Below are 2,066 nucleotides of genomic sequence, written 5' to 3'. Positions count from 1 at the left end.
CGAAGAACGCCGCGTTCATTTCCGAATTGACTTCTGTTCCGGCATCCCAAACGGAGGCTCCGGCGACGATCACGTCGACCGTGCCGTTAAAGTTGCCGTCGGCGCCGAACAAAGGGAAGGATGCGGGATCTTCGTTTCCGATGAACGCATCATTGGATGGGATGACCATCGATGCAAAAGAGAAGTAACGGTTGTCGCTAGGATCAAGGATGACCGCACGGCTGAGCGTTTGACCCGGAGCGATCGGACCACGACCGAACGTTTCGGACAGACCTGAATTCTGTATGGAAGTGAATTCGGCTGTCAGGGATGCGGTTGATCCATCTTCCGCCAGACTTTCCAATCCTGGCGATGCCGACCCGCCGACATCGAACAGATCAAACGCTCCGTCGTGGAACGCGGTGAAAACGGGGGTCAAGAACAATCCGCTATCGGTCGGGCCGTCGTCGGGTGCAAGGTTGGTCAGTTCAACGCGTAGGGGACGAGAGGCGCCGGCACTCTGTTGATAAATACCACCGCCCCGGACGGCTGAATTGTCTTCGATCGCCGTGCCGGTGACCGACATTTGACCGATGGCAGAATTCCACAAGCCGCCACCTTCGTTGGCGGCAATGTTTCCAGCGATTCGGCCTCCGCTGATGACGACATCACTTGCTCCGGTGACATGAATCCCACCGCCACTGCCCGGGGACGAGAACAGGGCACCTCCCCCAAATCCATCGTCGATCACACCGGCGTTGTTGTTCTCCAGGTCGACGTTGGTCAGCGTCAACGATGGACCTTGCGAGAGCAATTCGCCTCCGCGTGACGCGTCTTCGATGCCTCCTCCGGCCCGACTGGCGACGTTTTCGGCGATCAGTGAATCGCTGATCGAGACGGTGCCGCGATTGACGTTCAGGATACCGCCTCCGGATCCGCTCGCGCCATCGGCAAAGTTGCCGACGATCTCCGCATTGCGGATGATCAATGTGCCGCCGTTGTTGAAGATCCCACCACCGCCGTTGTCGGCGTCGTCGCCGAGTGCGGAGTTGGCTTCGATCCGAGCGGCGTCGACGATCATCGTGCCACCGGCTTGATTCCACAGCCCGCCGCCTTCACTTGCCGCGAGGTTGCCGAACACGATCCCACCGGTGAGTGTGACGTCGGCGCGTCCCGAGACGTGCAGCCCGCCGCCATTTCCGGGGGCCGCGATTCCGCCGGTTGCCGTTCCGTCCACATCGTTGTTGATCAAGTTACTGTCGGTCAGCGTGACGGTGCCCTCAATCACTTCGATTCCGCCACCGGCGCGGTTTGCGCCATTGAATTCGAAAGTGCTTGTGGAGACCGAAACGTCGCCTCCCAGACTCAGCAATCCGCCGCCGGATCCACTCGTCCCATCGGCCAGATTTCCGCTGACACTGCTGTTGATGATGACCAAGTCGCCACCATTGTTGAAGATTCCGCCTCCGCCGTCATCGGCCGCGTCTCCACTGGCGGTGTTGCCGAAGATCGCCGCATCGTCGATTGTCATGGTGCCGCCACCGTTCCAAAGGCCTCCACCCTCCTTGACAGCGGTGTTCCCTTCGATGCGACCACCAACGATCAAAGCGTTTCCGTCGCCGCTGATGTGAATTCCGCCCCCATTTCCCGGCGTGGCGGCCGCCGCGGAGCCGGCGCGGTTGTCGTTCAGCAAGACGTTGCGAAGTTCCAGCTCGGCATTACCGGTCTGTTCGATGCCACCGCCGGCACGACTGGCTTGGTTCGCAGTGATCTCGCTGTCCGTGACGACAAGCGAACCGTTCAGATTGAACAACCCTCCGCCAGACCCACTGCCGACGATTGCAGAATTGTCGCTGACGTTTGAGCGGTTCAGGACGAGCGTACCGCCATCGTTAAAGATTCCTCCGCCGCCATCGTCGGCGGCTTGCCCGAAGGCTTGGTTCGATTGAATGTTCGAATTTTCGACCGTCATCGTGCCGGTGCCGTTCCACAGCCCGCCGCCCTCGCGCGCCGCTTGGTTGTCCGTCACCTCGGTGTTTCGAATCAGCAAGTCGCTTTGGCCCGTCACATGAAGTCCGCCGCCGTTT

General features: G+C 60.4%; 1 protein-coding gene. It reads right to left on the bottom strand.

The window, feature by feature from the left end; genetic code table 11:
- On the bottom strand, positions 1 to 2,066 hold a 2,066-nt coding region (locus ABX749_RS30880; RefSeq protein WP_372899419.1), incomplete at both ends, for a spondin domain-containing protein.

Origin of the sequence: Stieleria sp., from assembly GCF_041595215.1 — a bacterium.
GTDB lineage: Bacteria > Planctomycetota > Planctomycetia > Pirellulales > Pirellulaceae > Stieleria > Stieleria magnilauensis.
Note: the sequence above shows the minus strand (reverse complement) of the source record. Positions and strands in the feature narration are given on the sequence as shown.